The organism is Halanaerobium praevalens DSM 2228, from assembly GCF_000165465.1.
Lineage (GTDB): Bacteria > Bacillota > Halanaerobiia > Halanaerobiales > Halanaerobiaceae > Halanaerobium > Halanaerobium praevalens.
Genome location: NC_017455.1, coordinates 166572 through 185403 on the forward strand (window position 1 = coordinate 166572; position 18832 = coordinate 185403).

General features: G+C 33.3%; 17 protein-coding genes, 1 tRNA gene and 1 riboswitch. Of the genes, 13 read left to right on the forward strand and 5 right to left on the reverse strand.

The window, feature by feature from the left end; all coding sequences use genetic code 11:
* Positions 1 to 154: 154 nt before the first annotated feature.
* The 4 genes from trxB (at position 155) to grdD (ending at position 4478) form a co-directional block, all read left to right on the forward strand.
* Positions 155 to 1360 (forward strand): thioredoxin-disulfide reductase, encoded by a 1206-nt coding sequence (gene trxB / locus HPRAE_RS00735; RefSeq protein ID WP_014552333.1) that lies wholly within the window; start codon positions 155 to 157, stop codon positions 1358 to 1360.
* A gap of 34 nt (positions 1361 to 1394) precedes the next feature.
* Positions 1395 to 1712 carry a thioredoxin TrxA gene (trxA, locus tag HPRAE_RS00740; RefSeq protein ID WP_014552334.1) on the forward strand — a complete coding sequence of 106 codons (318 nt, stop codon included), beginning with the start codon at positions 1395 to 1397 and terminating at the stop codon, positions 1710 to 1712.
* Positions 1713 to 1786: 74 nt separating this feature from the next.
* Positions 1787 to 3328, forward strand: a complete 1542-nt coding sequence (gene grdC / locus HPRAE_RS00745) for a glycine/sarcosine/betaine reductase complex component C subunit beta (RefSeq protein ID WP_014552335.1) — start codon at positions 1787 to 1789, stop codon at positions 3326 to 3328.
* A 10-nt stretch (positions 3329 to 3338) separates the two neighbouring features.
* Positions 3339 to 4478: a glycine/sarcosine/betaine reductase complex component C subunit alpha gene (gene grdD / locus HPRAE_RS00750; RefSeq protein ID WP_014552336.1), complete on the forward strand. Its 1140-nt coding sequence runs from the start codon at positions 3339 to 3341 to the stop codon at positions 4476 to 4478.
* A gap of 554 nt (positions 4479 to 5032) precedes the next feature.
* Here grdD and HPRAE_RS00755 read toward each other — a convergent pair.
* Both HPRAE_RS00755 and tnpA read right to left on the reverse strand, forming a co-directional pair.
* Positions 5033 to 6121: an RNA-guided endonuclease InsQ/TnpB family protein gene (locus HPRAE_RS00755; protein ID WP_014552337.1), complete on the reverse strand. Its 1089-nt coding sequence runs from the start codon at positions 6119 to 6121 to the stop codon at positions 5033 to 5035.
* Positions 6122 to 6126: 5 nt separating this feature from the next.
* Positions 6127 to 6516 (reverse strand): IS200/IS605 family transposase, encoded by a 390-nt coding sequence (gene tnpA / locus HPRAE_RS00760; RefSeq protein ID WP_014552338.1) that lies wholly within the window; start codon positions 6514 to 6516, stop codon positions 6127 to 6129.
* A 278-nt stretch (positions 6517 to 6794) separates the two neighbouring features.
* On the opposite strand from tnpA, the gene HPRAE_RS00765 reads away from it, so the two are divergent.
* Positions 6795 to 6893 (forward strand) — tRNA-Sec (locus HPRAE_RS00765).
* Positions 6894 to 6944: 51 nt separating this feature from the next.
* Here HPRAE_RS00765 and HPRAE_RS00770 read toward each other — a convergent pair.
* The 3 genes from HPRAE_RS00770 to pdxS all read right to left on the reverse strand — a co-directional run bounded on the left by HPRAE_RS00770 (position 6945) and on the right by pdxS (position 9035).
* Positions 6945 to 7406: a PTS sugar transporter subunit IIA gene (locus HPRAE_RS00770; protein WP_014552339.1), complete on the reverse strand. Its 462-nt coding sequence runs from the start codon at positions 7404 to 7406 to the stop codon at positions 6945 to 6947.
* Positions 7407 to 7567: 161 nt separating this feature from the next.
* Complete coding sequence (gene pdxT, locus HPRAE_RS00775; RefSeq protein ID WP_041606872.1) at positions 7568 to 8155, reverse strand: pyridoxal 5'-phosphate synthase glutaminase subunit PdxT; 588 nt, start codon at positions 8153 to 8155, stop codon at positions 7568 to 7570.
* 1 nt (position 8156) lies between these two features.
* Positions 8157 to 9035, reverse strand: a complete 879-nt coding sequence (gene pdxS / locus HPRAE_RS00780; protein ID WP_014552341.1) for a pyridoxal 5'-phosphate synthase lyase subunit PdxS — start codon at positions 9033 to 9035, stop codon at positions 8157 to 8159.
* A 178-nt stretch (positions 9036 to 9213) separates the two neighbouring features.
* On the opposite strand from pdxS, the gene pdxR reads away from it, so the two are divergent.
* The 8 genes from pdxR to purM all read left to right on the forward strand — a co-directional run bounded on the left by pdxR (position 9214) and on the right by purM (position 18828).
* Entirely contained in the window at positions 9214 to 10656 is a 1443-nt protein-coding gene (gene pdxR, locus HPRAE_RS00785; RefSeq protein ID WP_014552342.1) for a MocR-like pyridoxine biosynthesis transcription factor PdxR, read from the forward strand.
* Positions 10657 to 10732: 76 nt separating this feature from the next.
* A riboswitch (purine riboswitch) is annotated at positions 10733 to 10833 on the forward strand.
* A 248-nt stretch (positions 10834 to 11081) separates the two neighbouring features.
* Positions 11082 to 12353 carry a phosphoribosylamine--glycine ligase gene (purD, locus tag HPRAE_RS00790; protein ID WP_014552343.1) on the forward strand — a complete coding sequence of 424 codons (1272 nt, stop codon included), beginning with the start codon at positions 11082 to 11084 and terminating at the stop codon, positions 12351 to 12353.
* A gap of 21 nt (positions 12354 to 12374) precedes the next feature.
* Positions 12375 to 13538, forward strand: coding sequence for a 5-(carboxyamino)imidazole ribonucleotide synthase (locus HPRAE_RS00795; RefSeq protein WP_014552344.1), 1164 nt, complete (start codon positions 12375 to 12377; stop codon positions 13536 to 13538).
* Between the two features lie 95 nt (positions 13539 to 13633).
* Positions 13634 to 14164, forward strand: a complete 531-nt coding sequence (purE, locus tag HPRAE_RS00800) for a 5-(carboxyamino)imidazole ribonucleotide mutase (RefSeq protein WP_014552345.1) — start codon at positions 13634 to 13636, stop codon at positions 14162 to 14164.
* On the forward strand, positions 14154 to 15563 hold the full coding sequence (locus tag HPRAE_RS00805; RefSeq protein WP_014552346.1) for a lyase family protein: 1410 nt from the start codon (positions 14154 to 14156) through the stop codon (positions 15561 to 15563). Before purE ends, HPRAE_RS00805 begins: the two co-directional genes overlap by 11 nt.
* Positions 15564 to 15567: 4 nt before the next feature.
* Entirely contained in the window at positions 15568 to 16287 is a 720-nt protein-coding gene (purC, locus tag HPRAE_RS00810; RefSeq protein WP_014552347.1) for a phosphoribosylaminoimidazolesuccinocarboxamide synthase, read from the forward strand.
* Between the two features lie 25 nt (positions 16288 to 16312).
* Positions 16313 to 17791 (forward strand): amidophosphoribosyltransferase, encoded by a 1479-nt coding sequence (gene purF / locus HPRAE_RS00815; protein ID WP_014552348.1) that lies wholly within the window; start codon positions 16313 to 16315, stop codon positions 17789 to 17791.
* A 2-nt stretch (positions 17792 to 17793) separates the two neighbouring features.
* Positions 17794 to 18828, forward strand: coding sequence for a phosphoribosylformylglycinamidine cyclo-ligase (gene purM, locus HPRAE_RS00820; protein WP_014552349.1), 1035 nt, complete (start codon positions 17794 to 17796; stop codon positions 18826 to 18828).
* Positions 18829 to 18832: the final 4 nt, after the last annotated feature.

Consider the following 18832-nt stretch of genomic DNA (forward strand, 5'->3'; position numbering starts at 1 on the left):
TTAAAAATATTTTGAAAGCTAAATATTCTGTACTTAAGGATACAACAGCTTTTAAAAAAATGCAAGCAGCATAAAACATGCTTTAAGTCTAACTTATTTATATTTTAATTTAAATTTAGTTATTAAAAAAATTAATTATTTGAGGAGGCAAAATATGAGTGAAAAATATGATTTAATAATAATTGGTGGTGGACCAGCGGGAATTTCGGCCGCAATTTATGGTTCTCGTTCTAGATTGAAAACCTTAGTTTTAGAAGCTAAAAGAAAAACTGGTGGTCAGCCAAGTACATATCATGATATGGAAAATTATCCTGGAGTGCCAGAGACTACTGCTTCTGAATTAATGGATAATTTTAAAACTCATGCTGAAAAATTTGGGACTGAATTTAAAAGAGGGGAAGTAGAAGCTATAGAAGTTAATGGTTTCGAAAAAGTTATTAAATCTAAAAAAGGAAAAGAGTATAGGGCTAAAAGTATTGTAATAGCTACAGGTGCTGAGCCAAGAAAATTAGGAATTAAAGGAGAAGAAGAATTTAAAGGTAAAGGAGTATCTTATTGTGCTACCTGTGATGCAGATTTATTTACTGATTTAGACATTGTAGTTGTTGGAAATGGTAATTCAGCTGTAGAAGAAGCTATTTATTTAACTAAATTTGTAAATAAACTGACAATGATTGTCATCCATGATGAAGGAGTAATGGATGCCGAAAAAATTCTGCAGGAACAGGCAATGGAAAATGAGAAAATTGATTTTGTCTGGAATTCTACTTTAGAAGAAATAAAAGGAGAAGGTCTGGTCGAAAAGGCTGTTGTTAAAAATATTAAAACTGGTCAAAAATCTGAAATTGATTGTAATGGAGTTTTCTTCTTTGTCGGCCGCGTTCCTAGTACAGACTTTTTAGAAGGCGTTGTAGATTTAACTGAACATGGTTATATTAAAACAACAAAACAAATGGAAACAAATCAGCCAGGTATTTATGCAGTTGGTGATGTGCGGGATAAAGTTGTGCGTCAGGTAATAACTGCAGCAGGTGATGGTGCAACAGCAGCTGTGATGGCTCAAGGCTATATTGAAGAAGAAGAATACTGGCAGAATAATGTTGTTCAGGCTGAAAAGCCAACTATAGTAGCTTTTTGGAGTGTAACTGATCAAAATAGTTTAGATATTGTAAGTCAATTAGAAAATATGGAACTAGAAGCTAAAGGCTATAAGTTTATCAAAATAGATACTTATAAAAATAGATTAATTTCTAATAGATATCAAATTGAAGAAATCCCAACAGTACTTAAACTTGAAGCTGGTAAAGTTGCTTCAAAATTAGTTAAACCTGGAAAAGAAGAAATTGAAGCAATTATATAAAAAAGATTATATAAAAATCTAAGGAGGAATAAAAATGATTGAATTAACTAAAGAAAATTTTGAAGAAGAAGTTCTGAACTGTGAAGGTAAGGTAGTTGTTGATTTTTGGAGTGAAAGCTGTGATGTTTGCTTAGAGATTATGCCTGATGTTAAAGAATTAGCAGAAGAATTTGCTGCTGATTTTAAATTTGCTAAATTAGATATCAAAGGTAATAGAAGACTGGCTATTGGTCAGCAAGTTTTAGGTCTACCTTCAATTGTATTTTATGAAAATGGAGAAAAAGTTGAGCATTTAAGTGGAGAAGACTTAGAAGTTGAAGATATTAGAAAAGAATTAGAGGCAAGAGCATAATTTAGATTTTCATCTACCCCAAATGACTATACTTTGGGGTAGAGTGTTTTTTAAAAAATTTGGAGGTGAGTTTAATGGATTTTCCAGTAATTAAAGGTTCAGGTTATGTTTTAGTACATACACCTAATATTTTAAAAGAAGGCGGCTCTACTCAGACAACAACTAGGGCCAAAAATCCTGAAGCAGAATATTTAAAGAACTTGGATGATCACTTAAGAACTTTTACAGAAGTAGTCGGATATGCACCAAATCAAGTTTATATCGGTAATATTTTACCAGATAAATTAACAGAAATCGAAAAACCATGGTATGCTAAAGAAAATTTTGTAGAAGAAGAAAGATTTGGTAAACTAGGTGAAATTATGCCTGAAGCTGAATTTTATGCTTTGATTAAACATGTTGATGTTTTTGATTTAGTTAAATTAAGCTCAGAATTTATTCAAGAAATTGAGCCTCAGCTAGCTGAACATCCTATTTTAAAAGAAATGGAGATTGAGCTTGGTACAGGAGAAGAAAGCTCTGAACTGGAGTCCTTATTAGAAAATGAGGCAGAACCACTTTATTTAAATAATAAACTAATTGGTTGTGTCAAAAGAGCACACGAAAGTGATGTCAATTTAAATGCCCATACTATTTTAGAAAACTTAGTTGCCAAAGCATCTGCTGTTTTAGCAGTTAAAAATTTAGCTTTTAAAAATGATATTGATTTAAATGATGTTGACTATCTACTTGAATGCTCTGAAGAAGCATGTGGAGATATTAATCAGCGTGGTGGAGGTAACTTTGCTAAAGCAATAGCAGAAATGGCTGGTTGTGAAAATGCTAATGGCTCAGATGTTAGAAGTTTCTGTGCAGCTCCAGCTCATGCAATAGTTAATGCAGCAGCTTTAGTTAAAGCTGGAATTTATGACAATGTAGTAGTCGCAGCAGGTGGATCAGTGGCCAAATTAGGGATGAATGGCAAAGACCATATTAAAAAAGAAATGCCTGTTTTAGAAGATACTCTGGGTGGATTTGCAGTTTTAGTTTCTAAAAATGATGGACTAAGCCCAGTGATTAGAACTGATATTATTGGCCGTCATAAAGTGGGGACAGGTTCTTCTCCTCAGGCAGTAATTAGTTCTTTAGTAACTGATCCTTTAGATGAAAATGATTTAAATATTAAAGATATCGATAAGTATTCTGTAGAAATGCAGAATCCAGAAGTTACAAAACCAGCTGGTGCAGGAGATGTTCCAGAATCTAATTATAAAATGATTGCTGCTTTAGGAGTTAAACGCGGTGATTTAGAAAGAAAAGAACTGATGAACTTTGTTAAAGCACATGGAATGCCTGGATTTGCTCCAACTCAGGGCCATATTCCTTCAGGAGTACCCTTTATTGGTCCAGCAGCTAAAATGATGGCAGCAGGTCAGCTAAAAAAAGCAATGATTATTGGTAAAGGGAGTCTATTTTTAGGTAGAATGACAAATCAGTTTGATGGAGTTTCTTTTGTAATTGAAAAGAATTCCGGAGTAGAGGCAAAAACAGAAAGTGTAAGTGATAAAGAAATCAAAAATATGATCGCCGGTGCTATGCGCCAGATGGCAGATAATCTTCTCGGCGAAACCGAGTGAGGTGGATAAAATGACAAAGAATGTAAAAGAAAGAGTTGCCGGAGTTTTTAATGAGGTGGCAGCAGCGATGGAGACAGGTCAGTTTGGTCAAAAAAAGAAAATTGGCCTAACTTTACTTGATAGTGAACATGGAGTAGATGAACTAAAAAAAGCTGCTCAGCTGGCTGAAAACAAATATAATGATTTAGAAGTAGATTTAATTGGTTGTGAGGAAGATAAATGCAGTTGTCTGGCAGATGCTCATTCAATAATGGATCAAAAATTAGAAAATGAGGAGCTTGATGCTGCAGTTACCTTACATTATAACTTTCCTTTAGGAGTGTCTACAGTTGGTAGAGTTATTACTCCTGGGCAGGGAAAAGAAATGTTAATTGCTACTACCACAGGCACTACTGCAACTGATCGAGTTCCAGCAATGCTCAAAAATACAATTTATGGGATTGCAGCTGCTAAAGCTTTAGGGATTGAAAAACCAACAGTAGGAATTTTAAATGTAGAAGGGGCCAGACTGGTAGAAAAAAATCTGCAGAAGTTAAAGGCAAATGGTTATCAGTTTGAATTTGCAACTTCTGTTAGAGCAGATGGTGGTTCAGTGATGAGAGGTAATGATCTGCTTTTAGGAACTCCCGATATTATGGTAACTGATACTCTGACTGGAAATATGTTGATGAAAGTATTTTCTGCCTTTAATACAGGTGGCCAGTACGAAGCAGTGGGTTATGGTTATGGACCAGGAGTTGGAGAAGATTATGATAAATTAATCGGGATTATTTCTCGGGCTTCAGGTGCTCCAGTAATTGCTAAGGCGCTAAAATTTATGGCAGAGGTAGCTCAGGGTAATTTATTGGAGCTGACTAAAACTGAATTAAAAGCAGCTAAAAAAGCTGGTTTAAATGACTTAATTGCTGAGCTAAAAGCTAAAAATTCAGCTGTAAAAGAGGAAAAAGTTAAAAAACCAGAAAAGAAAGTAACAGATGAAGAAATCTCAGGTATAGATATCTTAGAAATTGAAGCTGCTAAAGAAAGTCTCTGGCAGCAGGATATTTATGCAGAAACAGGTATGGGTTGTACAGGACCTGTAATTTTAATTGCTGAAGCTGATGAAGCCAAGGCAAGAAAAAAACTGCAAAAGGCAGGTTTTATTGAATAACTGATTTCTTAGATCTTATTTTAGCAATTTGCTTTAATAAGTGTTTTATAAAAATCGGAAAGAGTCTGTTTCAAAATAATAATTGAAACAGACTCATATTTCCGTTTTATTAGCCAAATTATTTAACTACATATTTTGCATTATTTTTGACATCCTCCCCGCCCGTTCGCAAAGCTTAGGACCGAGGATTCCTTAAAGGAACTTTCACCGAAACTCTTTTTTTGTATTACGAAATTCTAGTTTCAATATTAGCCAGCGAGCCCATTTCAATAACCCTACATTTGTGATACGCATAGTTGGGTTAGCATTAGGCTATCGAGGCCTTCACGAGGTTGTCTGCTGATTAAATGCCAGTCCATTTCTGGTAGGCAAGTGCACTGAAACTCTCTTTGTAGTTGCGTATTGATAGTTTCAGTATTAGGTCATCGAGACCGTCATGACGCAAACTTCAGGCTGTGCCATCAGCCCTCCTGAGATAGCCGACTATGCATTCTAATAGCATATTCCTAGCACTATTGCTAATATAGGCACTCAGGCACTTAGACTATTACCATCTAAGCAGATTGTTGTTCTAAATATTTATTAGCTATATTACGACTTGCATTTAAATCAGAGTGGATATGATTACCACACTCACAAGAGTATAGATTAGCTTTGCGGTTAGATTTTTTAACTTTAGCACATCTAGAACAACTCTGGGAAGTGTACTTTGGATTTATATATTCCACCTTCATCCCAGCTAATTCAGCTTTGTATTCAATAAACTGTTGAAGTTGATAAAAAGTCCAGCTATGGATGTTTCTATCAGCTCTATTAAGACTCTTAGCAGTATTTCGGATATTCTCTAGATTCTCCATAATTATAGAACCAACTTGCTTTTGCACAGCAAAATTAATAAGCTGGCGACTAATTTTATGGTTTAAATCAGTCATCCATCTCTGCTCTTTGTCATTAATATTTTTAATAGCTTTATTTTTTTTAGATTGACCCAGTTTTTTTCTTAACATACGATACTTTTTGCGGATAAAACCTGCCTGTTTACCATTGTAGAATTGGCGATTAATCTCTTTGCCTTGAGGAGTTTTAACACTAGCAACTGCTAATTGGCGAAGCCCTATATCAATTCCCATTAAATTAGAGTTAGTGGTTTTTTTATCAGCAATTTTAATTGTTACAGCAAAATACCATTTACCTCTCTTGTAGAAGAGACTGGCTTTACCCAATTTGCAGCCACTATCGATATGCTGCCGCAGTTCTTCAAACCTTTCAGTCTGCTTAACAGGAAAAGCGAATCTTTTGCATTTGCTGGTATAAAGCGGAATTGAAATTATATGATGATCAATCTTATAATTTTGATTATTATAGCAAATAGGTTGATTCTCTTTAAACTCTATATTTTCTTTTTTAGAGTTAGACTTTAAAAACTGTTTATAGAGTGCTTTAACTTCTCTAATATTCTGATTTTTAACAGCAGAGGGAAGGTTAAGCTCTTTAAAATCAGCAGAACTCAAGTTAATTTCTCCTGTTTTAAGTTTTGCAGCAATAGCCTGACGATTCTTAACTACTTCTACAATGTTATTTAAGAATATATTTTCTTTTCTTTTAGTTGGTTTTAACAACTCTAAAATATAGGTTAGCTGCATATTAATCACCTTTGATTTTCAATGTAGTGTTGGATAGTTTCAGAACTCACATTACCTGCAGTAGCTACAAAATATGCTCTAGTCCAAATAGAACCTTTAATATTCAACTCTGGAAAGTGCTTTGATATTCTCCCTCCAGTAGTACCTTTAATGATATTCATTAGCTTACTGGGAGAATACTTAGGCAAAGCTGATATAAAAAGGTGTATATGATCTGGCATTATTTCAGTAGCCAATACTTCAAATTTATGCTTATCAGCTAATTCATTGATAGTATCTAAGGTTAATTGTTTAATTTTAGGATTATCTAAAATATGTTTTCTATATTTAGGAATCCATATAAAATGATAATTTAAAAGAAACTTTGCATGTCTTGTGTTTTTATAGGTATTCATTATTAAAATCTCCTAAATGTTAGCTGTTAAACACATTATATCATAAACATATGTTTATTTTCAAGAACATATTATACAAAATTTTAATTTCCACATTGACTAAAAATTAAAATAGCTGATTCATCCCCGCCCATTATCATAGGCGAGGCTTTCTCAGCTATAATTCGGTAATTATTTCTACAATATTAGTTACAATTAAAGAAAATAAAAACTTTAAATTCAAATAAACTTAAAGCAAATAGCAAAATTTCTTCTAGATCTATTATTTCAACATATTTGGGAGTGGCTATATCCATGGTGGATATCCTGGACTTCAAATCCAGTGGCAGGCAGGCGGACCTGTCTGTGGTGGGTTCGATTCCCACACATTCCCGCCAAATTTTATTTTTTATATTTTATAATAATTTCGCTATTTACTTTAGATAGAATTATTTATTCTTTCCTTTTTTTCTAAATAAATCAATAAACTCATTTTTATTTTTGGCTTCAATTAATTTTGTTCTAAAATTATTGTCTCTTAACAAGCTAACTAAAGTAGAAACCAATTTTAAATATTGAGGAGAATAGCCTTCATAATCTGCTACCATAAAAATTAATTTTACTTTTTGACCATCTAAACTATTATATTTAAGTCCATTTTTTACCCGAGCAACTGCTAAAGAAAGTTCTTTGACAGTTTTGCTTTTACCATGTGGAACAGCAATTTGACGTCCAAAACCAGTACTTCCTTCTTTTTCTCGCTTGAAAATTTTGTTTAAAAAATCTGTTTCTGACTTAATCTTATTTTCTTTTTTAAACATCTGCACCATTTTGCTTAAAGCATCTTCTTTGTTAACTGGATTAAAATCTAAATTAATCAAATCTTCAGACAAAAACTCTTCTATTTGCATTTATTTGGCCTCCTCTGCTTATTATAAATTATATAATAATTTTAAACTCTTTGCCAATTAATTAGCTTAAGAACAAAATCTCCTTTGGTATAATTTCCTAGACATTAAAAACCCCCCATATTTAAATGGAGGGTTGGACTAATTCTATATAGCATAGATTATTAAGAAGCTATATTTTTTATTTTATCAACAAAATATTGATGAAAAATTGTACTAGTTGTTAATTCAGGATGAAAAGAAGTTCCAATTAGATACTTGGTTTCTACTGCCAAAATTTTGTTATCCTTTTGATATAAAATTTCAACATCTGGACCAATTTCTTTGATTAGTGGTGCTCTAATATAAACTAATTCTTGTGTTTGTTCAGAGACTTTAGGAATTACATCCTTTTCAATAAAGCTATTGAGTTGACTACCAAAAGCATTTCTTTGAACTTTAATATTAAGTAATTCCAATTGTTCTTTTTCTTCTCCTTCAACTTCTTGGGCCATTAAAATTAAGCCAGCACAACTTCCCCAGATTATGTTTTTTTGTTGGTGAAAATTTTTGAGAGCTGCTGAAAAATTATATTCTTTAATCAGTTTTCTCATAGTAGTACTTTCACCACCAGGAATAATTAGTCCTTTACAGTCAGCCAAAGCTGTTGGTTTTTTAATAGCTTTTGCTTTAACACCTCTAATTTGATTTAAATGATTTAAATGTTCAGCTACTCCACCTTGCAGTGCTAAAACTCCAATTGTAACTTCCATTTTACCAGCCCCGATCAGCCATTTTTTCGGCATCTGTTAAACCATTAATATCAATACCAGACATTGCTTTACCAAGATTTTCAGATGCTTCAGCAATGATTTTTGGATCATCAAAATGAGTTGTTGCTTTGACAATTGCAGCTGCTCTTTTAACAGGATTACCAGAACGGAAAATACCTGAACCAACAAAGACACCATCACAACCTAACTGCATCATTAAAGCAGCATCTGCTGGTGTTGCAATACCTCCGGCAGCAAAATTAACTACTGGTAATTTTCCGTTTTCAGCAGCATATTCTACTAATGCAAAAGGAGCCTGCATATCTTTGGCTGCTGTCATTAATTCTTCACTATCTAAAGTAGTTAATCTCTTAATTTGGGAATTAATTTTTCGCATATGGCGTACTGCTTCAACTACATTACCAGTCCCAGCTTCTCCTTTAGTTCTAATCATTGCTGCTCCTTCACCAATTCTTCTTAAAGCTTCACCTAAATTGGTGGCTCCACAAACAAAAGGAATCTCAAATTTTCTTTTATCAATATGAAAAGCTTCATCAGCTGGAGTTAAAACTTCACTTTCATCAATATAATCAATTTCTAAAGATTCTAATATTTGAGCTTCTACAAAATGTCCAATTCTAACTTTAGCCATTACTGGAATTGATACGGTTTCTACAATTTCTTTAATCATTTCTGGATCAGACATTCTAGCAATTCCACCTTCTTTGCGAATATCAGCTGGAACTTTTTCTAGGGCCATCACAGCAACTGCACCTGCTTCTTCGGCAATTTTTGCCTCTTCAGCAGTGGTTACATCCATAATAACTCCACCTTTTAACATTTGAGCTAAGTTTTTGTTTAGACGATATTTTTCTGACATAAATATTCTCCTCCTGATTGATTAATTTTAATTGTAATGATACAATATAAGTAAATAGCTTGATTTATGTTTTTTACTAATACAATTATAGAATAAAACAATACAAAATGTCAAATTATAATACAATATTTTTTTATTTATTTCGTACTAATACAATTTTAAAGGTGAGGTGGAAAAAATGCTTGATCTTAATTTAGATGCAGCAAGTAATTCTGCTCTTTATATCCAACTTTATAAAAAATTAAAAAATAAAATACAAAATGATTTAGAAGCTAATACAAAATTACCACCAATTAGAAAACTAGCAACAGCAGTTGGAGTAAATCCAGCTACAGTTGTTAAAGCATATGATATGTTAGCAAATGAAGAGATAATTTATAAGAAAGTAGGTAGTGGAAGCTTTGTGGCCCCAACTAAGAAGATAGTTGAAACTAAAAATCGGCATGATATGTTGAAACATGGTCAAATTAAATTAGCAGAAAGTATTAACTTTGCTAGTGCAACTCCTAGTAATGATTTATTTCCTGTAGCAGATTTTAAATATGCTATTAATCAGGTATTAGAGCGTGATCAGGGTGAAGCTTTTAGTTATCAAAAAAGCCAGGGCTTTTTAGCTTTGAGAAAATCTATTCAAAAATATTTTGCTCAGCAAGGTATTAATTCTGCTTTAAAACAGATTCAGGTTGTTTCAGGTGCACAGCAGGCTATTGATATTATAAGTAAAATAATGTTAGATTATGGAGATCAAATTATAGTTGAAGATCCCACTTATTTTGGAGCTTTACAGGCCTTTAATTCTCGAAAAGCAGCAATAAAAAGTATTAAAATGGAGCAGGATGGAGCTGATTTAGAAGCAATGGAAGCATATTTAAAGAAAAATAGAATAAAGTTTTTCTTTACTATGCAAAACTTTCAAAATCCAACTGGTGTTAACTGGAGTCAAGCTAAACAGCAGCAGCTTTTAGATTTAGCTGAAAAATATGATTTTTATATTATTGAAGATGATATTTTGTCTGATCTGTATTATACTGCAGAAAAAAGTAGTATTTTAAAAGAATATGATAAGCAGGATAGAGTTATTTATATTAAAAGCTTTTCTAAAGTTTTTATGCCTGGTTTAAGGCTAGCTTTTATTATTTTGCCAGAGAGATTATTAGCTCAAATTTTAGAGGCCAAATATGCAACTGATATTTCGAGCGGTGGTTTAACTCAAAGAGCTTTTGATTACTATTTAAGGGCTGGTTTATTAGATAAGCATATTGAATTACAGCGGAATTTATTCAAAAAAAGATTTGAAATAATGAAGGCGGAATTAAAAAAAGAGCTGGCTGAGGCAGTGGAAATAGTTTTTCCAACAAAAGGAGGCCTTTATCTATGGCTAAAATTTGTTAAAAATGTAGATAGTAAAAAATTGTATCAGCAGGCAGTTGCCAAAGGACTTGTTTTTTCTCCTGGTTATCTATTTTCTTTAAACTCAGATTTTGGAAATCATTTAAGATTAAGTTTTGCCGCAGTTGACAGTCAAGAAATAAAAAGAGGAGTCCAAATTTTAAAAGAGATATATTTAAATCATGCTCACTTAAATCAAAAAACTGAGCAGGAATATAGTCCTTTAATTTAATTTAAAGGAGTTTAGAAAATTAAAAATAAATCTAACTTGACTTTAAAAAATCATTCTGTTAAGATGAAATTGTAAATTAAAAATTAAATTTGTACCTCATATAATAGTGGGAATATGGCCCACAAGTCTCTACCGGATACCGTAAATAGTCCGACTATGAGGGAAGTGTACCTAGGTTCCCGCAGTATAAGGGTGATAATTCTAGTTCTTTCGTTTGTGAAAAGACTATAACTATAAATCTTTAGCAAGCGCTGGCTGGTCCGAGCGGTACAGATATTGTTATATTACACCGAAGGGATAAAAGCCCAGGCGGGGAGGTTCTACTCATTCCAAAAAGTAGAGTCTTCCTACCTGGGCTATTTTTATTTATATATTGGTACCTGGTTAAAGTACATAAAATCACAAAGTGAATTGGAGTGGATATAATGAACATCCTTCTTATTGGCAGTGGTGGTAGAGAACATGCTCTTGCCTGGAAATTAGCTCAAAGTAAAAAAGTAAAAGAATTATATATAGCAGCTGGTAATCCTGGTACTGCTCAATATGGTCAAAATCTAAACTTTGATCAAAATAATCAGAAAGCACTATTAGAATTTGCCTTAAAAGAAAAAATTGATATTACAGTAGTTGGACCAGAGGCACCACTAGCAGCAGGAATTGTTGATCTTTTTGAAAAACATGGACTTCAAGTTTTTGGCCCAAATCAGAGTGCGGCTCGGCTGGAGAGTTCTAAAACTTTTGCTAAAAATTTAATGCAGAAATATCAGATTCCAACTGCAGAATATAAAAGTTTTAAAGAAGCTGAAAAGGCAGCAGCTTATATTAGAGAAAAAGGAGCTCCAATAGTAGTTAAAGCTTCAGGCTTAGCAGCAGGTAAAGGGGTAATTGTTGCTCAAACAGAAGCAGAAGCTTTAAAAGCAGTTAAAACAATTATGAAAGATGAAAAATTTGGAAAAGCAGGTGAAAAAGTAGTTATTGAAGAATTTTTAAGCGGAGAAGAAGCAACTATTCTTGCTTTTTGTGATGGCCAGACTATAATACCTATGCTTGCTTCTCAAGATCATAAAGCCGCTTATGATGGTGGCAGTGGACCAAATACTGGTGGAATGGGCGCTTATGCTCCGGCTCCTGTAGTCACTGAACAAGTTAAAACTTATTTTAAAAATGAAATTATGGAACCAACACTCAAAGCCCTTCAGCAAGAAAAACTAAATTTTAAGGGAATTATCTATTTTGGCTTGATGATTAAAGCAGGTAAAGCTAAGGTATTAGAATATAATGTGCGTTTTGGTGATCCAGAAGCACAAGTAATATTACCTTTATTAAAAACAGATTTAGTAGATATTATAGAAGCAGTTATTAATTGTAATCTAGCTCAGACTGAAATTAATTGGAAAAATAAAAAAGCAGTTGCAGTGGTAATGGCCTCAGCTGGTTATCCCTTAAATCACAAAAAAGGTAAAGAAATTAGAGGGCTTAAAGCAGCAGCAAAATCTGAGGATTTAATTGTTTTTCAAGCAGGAACAAAATTTGCAGCAGAAAAAATTTTAACAGCTGGTGGTCGAGTTCTGGCAGTTACTGCTTTAGGTAATGATTTTGCTAAAGTTATAGAAAAGGCATATGCAGGTGTAGCCAAAATTGATTTTGAAGGTTTTCAGATTCGCAATGATATTGGCCAAAAAGCACTTGCAAAATAAATTTAAGCTGGAGGTTATAAATTGAAATTTAAAGATAAAACCAAACAAAAAATTGGGATTATTGGTGGGGGCCAATTAGGAAAAATGATGATTTTGGCAGCTAAAAAAATGGGATTTTATATTACAATTTTAGATCCCAGCAAAGATTGTCCAGCTCACAGTATAGCTGATCAACATTTGATTGCTGACTTTGATGATAGCCAGGCAGTTAAAAAATTGGCTCAAAAATCAGATTTAATAACTTATGAATTTGAACATATAAATGTTGAAATTTTAAAAAAACTGCAAGCTGCAGCTTATCAAGTTTATCCAACTGCCCATAGTTTAGAAATTATTCAGGATAAATATCAGCAAAAAAAAATTTTAAAAGAAAATCAAATAGCTGTTCCAGACTTTAAAAAAGTTGATAGTCCAGCAGCAATTAAAGCAAAAGCTAAAGAATTTGGCTATCCTCTCATGCTAAAAAGCTGTAGAGGTGGTTATGATGGTAAAGGTAATTTTTTGCTCAAAAATGAGGCAGAAGTCGAGGCTGGATTTAAAGCCTTAGGAGCTGGAAAAAAATCGTTAATGTTGGAAGAATTTATCCCTTTTAAAAAAGAGATTTCAGTTATTGCTGCTCGTTCTCTTACAGGAGAGATGAAGGTTTATCCTATAGGAGAAAATGAACATCGAGAAAATATACTTTACCAGACAAAAGTGCCAGCTCAAATTTCTGCTAAATTAAAAAAAAGAGCAAAAGAATTGGCTCAAGCAGTACTTCAGCTTTTTGAAGGAATAGGAATTTTTTGTGTAGAAATGTTTGTTACAGAAGCTGAGCAGCTTTTAGTAAATGAAATTGCTCCTAGACCCCATAATTCAGGCCATTATACAATTGAGGCTTGTCTAACCTCTCAGTTTGAACAGCATATTAGAGCTATTACAGGTTTACCTTTAGGAGCCACTAATTTAATTAGACCAGCAGTAATGCATAATATTTTAGGTAGTGGTCAAAGCGGAAAGGCCCAATTAATTGGTTTAGATTTAGCTTTAGCTTTAGAGGGAGTTAAAGTTCATATTTATCAAAAGTCAATTTCTAGACCAGGTCGTAAAATGGGCCATCTAACTGTGACAGCAGCTAAATTAGAAAAAGCAGCAGCAAATGCTTTGAAAGCAAGTCAGTTAATAGAGATTAAAGGAAAGCCTTAAAATTAATTTTTTTAAGATAAATTTTATTTTAAAAAATTAAATTATTAAAAAATTAGTCAAAGTTAAGCTATTTAAAAATTAGGAGGTAAAATTTTATGCAAGCTAAAATAGGAATAATTATGGGTAGTGATTCTGATCTACCAGTAATGAAAGAGGCAGCAGAAATTTTAGATCATTTTAAAATAGAATATGAGTTAACAGTTGTTTCAGCTCACAGGACTCCAAAAAGATTAAATGATTATGCTCAAACAGCAGCCGCAAAAGGTTTGAAAGTAATTATAGCTGGAGCAGGCGGAGCAGCTCATTTACCTGGTATGGTTGCAGCAGTAAGCAACTTACCTGTAATTGGAGTTCCAATCAAAACTTCAAAGCTAAGTGGACTTGATTCACTTTATTCAATTGTACAGATGCCACCAGGAGTACCAGTAGCAACAGTAGCAATTAATGGAGCTCAAAATGCAGCTCTACTAGCAGTTCAAATCCTAGCTTTAAATAATCAAGACTTAGAGCAAAAACAGCAGGAATACCGCCAAGAAATGGAAGCTAAAGTTTTAAAAACAGCAGCTAAATTAGAAGAACAGGGTTATCAAAACTACCTTGAAAGGAGCGCAAAATTTGCAGACTAGAGATATTTTTGCCAATATAAGTCCACTTGATCATCGTTACTCTAGAGATGAAGATGATTATGCTGAAATTAGTAAATATCTTTCTGAAAAAGCAACAATTGCTTTGCAAGCAGAAGTTGAATTAGCTTTAATTAAAGTATTAGCTGCAAGAGGTCTGGCACCTCAAACAGCTCCAGCAGAAGTTGAAAAAGCAATTGCAGAATTGACCACAGCAGAAGTTTATGCAGAAGAAGCAAAGACTAAACATAATATTAGAGCTTTAGTTAACTGTCTGCAAAAAAAAGTTAGTAAAAAATGCCGTCCGTTTTTACACTTTACAGCAACTTCTTATGATATTGTAGATACAGCTAATTCCCTTCGCTATCAAAAAACTGCTAGAGAATTAATTTTACCTAGGTTAAAAAAATTACATAAAAGCTGGGCAGAAATTGCCTTTAGAGAAAAAGATAGGGTTCAAATTGGAAGGACACATGGTCAGCATGCCGTTCCCATTACTTTTGGTTTTACTATTGCTGAATATGTAGCCCGTTTAGGTGAAAGAATAGAGGAAATTGAAGCTAAAACAGATAAATTAGTCGGAAAATTTGCAGGAGCAGTTGGTGCTTATAATGCTAGTAGTATTTTTTTTGATGATCCAGAAGCGTTTGAAAAAGAAGTTTTAGCTGAACTAGGTTTAAAAGCAGGAGAACATTCAACTCAAATAGTTCAAGCAGAGCCAATGACAGATTTTGTTCACACTTTAGTGTCAACTTTTAGTGTGCTGGCAGCTTTTGCTGATGATATGCGTCAGCTGCAGCGCTCAGAAATTGCAGAAATAGGAGAATTTTTTGCTAAAGATCAGGTTGGTTCTTCAACAATGCCTCATAAAAGAAATCCAATTAATTATGAAAATGTAAAAAGTTTATGGAAAGCTTTTATGCCCCAGATGACAACAGTTTATTTAGATCAATTATCTGAACATCAAAGAGATTTAACTAATTCAGCTTCTTCACGTTTTATTCCAGAATTAATAACGGCTCTACTTTCTGCAGTATCTAGATTAACTAGAGTTAGTTCTAAAATGGTAGTAGATCAAAAAAATATGCAAAAAAACTTTGAGCAGAATAAGAAAATGATTGTAGCTGAACCATTATATATTCTTTTGGCAGCAGCTGGTCATCCTGATGCACATGAGGCAGTACGTAAATTAACTTTAGAAGCTCAAAAAACAGATCTTTCTTTAAAAGAACTAGTTGCTCAAAGCAAAGAATTAAAGGGTTATTGGGAAAATTTTAGAGACTTACAAAAAGAAATAATTTTAAAACCAGAAAAATATACTGGTATAGCAGCTCAGAAAACAGAAAAAATAGTAAAAAATTGGCAGAAAAAATTTGCTTATGAACTTCAACTGGAGGTTTAATCAAATGGAAAAAAAAGAAATGCTTTATGAAGGTAAAGCTAAACAGCTTTTTGCAACTGAAGTTACTGATCAACTAATTGTTCATTTTAAAGATGATGCAACTGCTTTCAATGGTCAAAAAAAGGGGCAGATTAAAGAAAAAGGTAAAATTAATAATAAAATAACTAATTTCTTTTTTAAGCTTTTAGAAGCTGAAGGGATTAAAACTCATTTAATTAGAGAACTAAATCAGACTGATTCTCTGGTAAAAAAAGTTAAGATTATTCCCTTAGAAGTTGTAATGCGTAATCTGGCAGCTGGCAGTTTAGCTAAAAGAATTGGTTTTACAGAAGGTAAATTACTGAGACAGCCAGTAATCGAATTTTATTACAAAGATGATCAGCTGGGTGATCCCTTAATCAATATCTCACACATTGAACTACTAAAACTTGCTGAACATCAGGAATTAGAAAAGCTAATCGCCTTAAGTCATAAAATAAATTATATTTTAAGCAAATTTTTAAAAGCACGCAAAATAGATTTAGTTGACTTTAAACTTGAATTTGGAAAAACAGCAAGTGGAGAAATAATTTTAGCAGATGAAATCACCCCTGATACCTGTCGTTTTTGGGATAGTCAAACTAAAGAAAAACTAGACAAAGATCGTTTTCGCCGTGATCTAGGCAATGTAGAAGCAGCTTATCAAGAAATGTATCAGCGAATTACTGGTCAAAAGTGGCAATAAATTTAGCTTTTCAGGGAGGTAAGTGATGAGAAAAAATTGTAATTTCTCTAAACAAAATTCAAATTATAATAATCAGAGCCCAGCTGCTTTAGAAAAAAAGCAATCTAAGTTGCTGGCAGATAAAATGACCGAAGAATGTGGAGTATTTGGAATTTTTAATGCTAATGGTGAGAGTAGTGCAGCCGAATTAAGTTATTATGGCTTAATTGCTCTTCAGCATCGAGGCCAAGAAAGTGCTGGTATTTGTGCTAATTATCAAGGTGAATTTAATTTGCATAAAGGTATGGGTTTAGTAGAAAGCGTTTTTGAAAAAGAAGATATAAAAAATTTAAAAGGTGAAATGGCAATTGGTCATGTTCGCTATTCAACTAGTGGCTCAAGTAAATTAGCTAATGCACAACCTATTTTAATTAATAGTATGAAAGGAGATTTGGCTTTAGCCCATAATGGTAATCTAGCAAATGGAGCTGAGTTAAGAAATAACTTAGAAAGTAATGGTTCTATTTTTCATTCTACTTTAGATACAGAAGTAATTGCTCATTTAGTTGCGCGCTCTTTTGAAGATAATATAGTAGAGGCTTTAAGCCAAAGTTTACATCAGCTTAAAGGAGCTTTTTCTTTAGTAGCAATGACTAAAGATCAGTTAATTGCTATTAGAGATCCAAGTGGTTTTAGACCACTTTCACTTGGCAAATTAAATAATATTTATGTTGTGGCTTCAGAAAGTTGTGCCTTTGATATTATTGGGGCTGAATTTGTACGAGATATAGAACCAGGTGAAATAGTAGTTATTGATCAAACAGGAATTAAAAGCAGATCTTATAGCAGTCAAAATAAAACAAGTCTTTGTGTTTTTGAGTATATATATTTTGCTAGACCTGATAGTAAAATAGCAGGCCAAAATGTTTTATTAGCCCGGAAAGAGATGGGAAAACAGCTGGCCCGCGAAATGGATGTTGAAGCAGATATTGTAGTTCCGGTTCCAGATTCGGGTATAGCTGCAGCTTTGGGTTTTGCTGCAGAATCTGGAATTCCATATGCTCAGGGTATTTTGAGAAATCGTTATATGGGAAGGACTTTTATTCAGCCAACTCAAGCAATTAGAGATCTAAAAGTTAGACTTAAATTATCACCAATTAAAGAAATTATTAAAGATCAAAGAGTGGTACTGATAGATGATTCAATTGTCAGAGGAACAACAAGCAAACAAATTATTGGACGGATTAAAGAAGCAGGAGCTAAAGAAGTTCATCTAGCTATTTCATCTCCTCCAGTAGAACATCCTTGCTATTTTGGACTTGATACTTCTCGTCGGCAGGAATTAATAGCTAGTAGAAATTCTATTGCAGAAATAGCTAAAATTATTGGTGCTGATAGTCTTCATTATTTGAGTCAGGCTGGAATGCTCAAATCTATTCAGACTGAAGTTAAACTTGGTTTTTGTACAGCCTGTTTTGATGGAGATTATCCAATAGAGAGTCGTTACTTAACAGAGGAGGAATAAATGTGGGTTTAGATTACAAAAAATCTGGAGTAGATATAGATGCTGGTAAAAAAGCAGTTGAGATGATCAAAAAAGATGTAGAATCAACTTTTGGACCAGAAGTAATGACTGGTTTGGGAGGTTTTGGTGGCCTTTTTAAAGCTGATTTAACTAATTATAAAAATCCTGTTTTAGTTTCAGGCACAGATGGAGTTGGAACAAAACTTAAATTAGCTTTTAAGCTGGATATTCATCAGACAATTGGAATTGATTTAGTTGCAATGTCAGTTAATGATATCCTGGCTCAGGGAGCCAAACCCTTATTTTTCTTGGATTATTTGGCAACCGGAAAACTTGAACCCCAAAAAGCAGCTGAGATTATTAAAGGAATTGCAGCTGGTTGTAAAGAAGCTGGTGCTGCTTTAATTGGGGGAGAAACTGCTGAGATGGCAGGCTTTTACCAAGCTGGAGAATATGATCTGGCAGGTTTTGCAGTGGGCATAGTTGATCAGCAAGAAATGATTACTGGAGCTGAAATTAAGGCAGGAGATTTAATTATTGGCCTTAAATCAAATGGTCTACACAGCAATGGTTTTAGTCTGGCCCGGGCTGCACTTTTTGAAAAAGCTAATTTTGATTATAGGGCTGAGGTTGAGGGTCTAGAAAATAATTTAGGTCAAGAACTATTAAAACCAACTAAAATTTATGTTAAAACCGTGCTGGCCCTTTTAGAAAAATTCAAGCTCAAAGGTATAGCACATATTACAGGTGGTGGTTTAATAGAAAATTTACCACGCATTTTACCAAGAGGGCTCAAAGCTGAAATCTCAAAAAATAGCTGGCAGCCGCAGAAAATTTTTAGTTTAATTAAAAAAGCAGGAGAAATTACAGAAAAAGAAATGTATAGAACTTTTAATATGGGAATTGGAATGACCTTAGTTATTGCTAAGGAAGATAAAGATAAAGTATTAGCGGAATTAGAAAAAATGGGAGAACAGGCTTGTCTAATTGGTGAAATCAGTAAAGCAGCTGGTGAGCAGCCGCTCCAACTAAAATAAAGAA